The organism is Dokdonella sp., assembly GCF_049593775.1.
Lineage (GTDB): Bacteria > Pseudomonadota > Gammaproteobacteria > Xanthomonadales > Rhodanobacteraceae > Dokdonella.
Map to the genome: position 1 here is coordinate 1 of NZ_JBAWHJ010000100.1, position 2477 is coordinate 2477.

Below are 2477 nucleotides of genomic sequence, written 5' to 3' on the forward strand. Positions count from 1 at the left end.
GAATAGCCCCATCAGCGCCCAGGTTTGCAACCGCGCAGCCAAAGGATGGGCTGCGCAACAACACAGCGAGCAAACCAAGGTGGCCGCTAGGGAGTGATCCGCCGGCTTTCGAGAATAGCGAGGTAGCGACGCACCGTAGGCCCAAACCCATCGTGCAAGGCCTCACAAAAGAGAGCGTGGCCAATCGACACTTCGTCGATGAAGGGGATTGCCTGAAGCAGTACGGGCAGATTGGCCTGACACAGATCATGACCTGCGTTCACGCCCAAACCCGCATTGCGCGCCTCGTTGGCTGTGCGAACGCAGGCATCGAGTTCGGGAGCGAAATGCCCGCTGGAGAACGCATCAGCGAACGGGCCCGTGTAGATCTCGATTCGATCAACTCCACATGCCTTCAACCTTTCAAGCCCGGAGCATCCCGCATCGACAAAGACACTTACGCGAACGGCATCTTGCTTGAATGACCGCACGAGTCCCTCGAGCTCGGACAAGTCCGCAGACAAGTCGAATCCGTGATCGGAGGTCAGTTGGCCGTCGCCGTCGGGAACCAGGGTGACCTGGGCCGGCATCACCCGGCGAACCAGTTCAAGGAGACCCGGATATCCCACCCGTGGAGACGCAAACGGATTGCCTTCCAAATTGAATTCCGCCTTGCCGAGAATGGGCGGGATTCCGAGGACATCATCCAGACGTATATGCCGCTGGTCAGGACGAGGATGCATTGTTACCCCGTGGCTACCTGCAGCAAGGGCAAGCCTTGCGAGAGCGACAGGATCCGGCTCACGGCCACCGCGGGAATTGCGCAGGACCGCAGCCTTGTTGACGTTGACACTAAGGAAAGTCATGGCAGAAGCAACTGGAAAACCACAGTCTATCGGATGCCGGCTGCCCAACGATCAGGTACATCACCGTACGAACACCGAACAGATTGAAATTGGGGGCAGTGCAAACGGCGGCACCCATGCACCTGGCCACACAAGGCGCTCAACCAAACCAGACACTCGCTTTCAACAGATCCCGCCAAAAGCGGGCAAGGTCAGGCGCGAAAAACCCACAAGCGGTGCGCATGCGGCACCGCTTTCCATGATGGGGTACACGGTGGATGGCTAGCCGCAGGCTTCCGTCGACTCACTCCAGATGACCGGTTCCCAGTAAGCACCATCACGCCAAACGTTGCGCTTGTCCTGGATCAATCGGACGGCCAGGAAGTAGGTGGTATTGGGGGCAACGTCAATCTCGAGAGTCTTGTAAGGGTTCTTGATATTGCTGTTGCGAAACACCTCGTTGAAGGCCAGATACTTTGCCTTGATCTTTTCGCCGACGGTCAGGACGTGACGACCCTCGGAAAGGCGGAATACTTCCTGACCACCAAACGGGGAACGCTCCCCGTCAATGTTAATCAGTGCCGCGGCATGCAGATTCTGTTGCCTGGGGGCGACATCGAAGATGCTCAGGCGGCCACAGCCCTTCCCGGCCGACGTGCTTCCAGAGCCGCCACTCTGTCCTGCAGCAGCCACAGCCACGCCATCGCCCACCGTCAGGTGCAAGGCTGGAATCCATGCGGACTCCAAAGTACCGGAGATACTTTTCGGCTTCCCGTCGCGAATGAGCTCAAACTCGATCGTCGCATTATCCGGGAGACTCTCCAGTTGATCCCGGAGCACCAGGGCGGCACGGGCGCTTCCATTGGCATCATCACCAAGTCCAGCCAGGGACACGCTGTTTACCGATGCAATGACATCGCCACTGCGCAAGCCCAATCGACTGGCACTGCTACCAGGTGTCGTGCCAACCACTTGCAAACCCTTGACGGCTGCAGCGCCCGCACTACTGTCAACAAGCACACCGAGACTTGATGCGCGCTGCCTGGGCGAATCAATCGAAAACGAAATCTGCTCAGAAGGCGTCTGACCAAACGCGCCCGACTCGATCATGTCGAGCAGCAGGACGCGCAGCTCTTCCTGCAAGCGCTGCTCAGGCGAAACTCCCAGCGAGGAATCCGTTTGCGCCGCCAGTGGCGCTACCCGGCTTGCGAGGGCCGCGCCGTCCGCAACAGCGGCAGAAGCGTAAATCGCTACACATCCGCCAATCAGCAACGCGCCGACGCGAGAGCCAAATCCAGTCGATACATCATTCATGCTCTTCTCCGAAAAAAATCAAATTCGTGTAACCGAACGCATGCGGCTGCCATCGTTCTCGATGAGTTCACGCAGTGCGTCACTTCGCAACTTCCATAGGGGAACCAGTTCGTCAGCAGTCGCTCCACGATCGTAGGCCGTCTGCAACTCGAGATCGATCAGGCGCAGTTCCGTGCGTGCACGTGGATCCGGTGTGGAGCGCGACATGCGCTGCCACTCCAGCTCGAGCGCCTGGGAGTGACTTTGCCAGGTGGCCACCTGATCCGATTCCGGTACACCCAACTGGACACGGGACACCGCAACCACACAAAGCAGGGCAGCAGCTGAAAGGCCCACCGC

At 58.9% G+C, this 2477-nt stretch carries 3 protein-coding genes; all 3 read right to left on the minus strand.

Translation table 11 applies throughout. The features are described from left to right. Positions 1-86 precede the first annotated feature (86 nt). Complete coding sequence (locus tag WBP53_RS03460; RefSeq protein ID WP_423925966.1) at positions 87-845, minus strand: pyridoxine 5'-phosphate synthase; 759 nt, start codon at positions 843-845, stop codon at positions 87-89. A 261-nt stretch (positions 846-1106) separates the two neighbouring features. Then, positions 1107-2138 (minus strand): PDZ domain-containing protein, encoded by a 1032-nt coding sequence (locus WBP53_RS03465; protein WP_423925968.1) that lies wholly within the window; start codon positions 2136-2138, stop codon positions 1107-1109. Positions 2139-2156: 18 nt separating this feature from the next. After that, positions 2157-2477, minus strand: a 321-nt coding sequence (locus tag WBP53_RS03470) for a hypothetical protein (RefSeq protein ID WP_423925970.1), incomplete at its 5' end; no start/stop codon positions are given.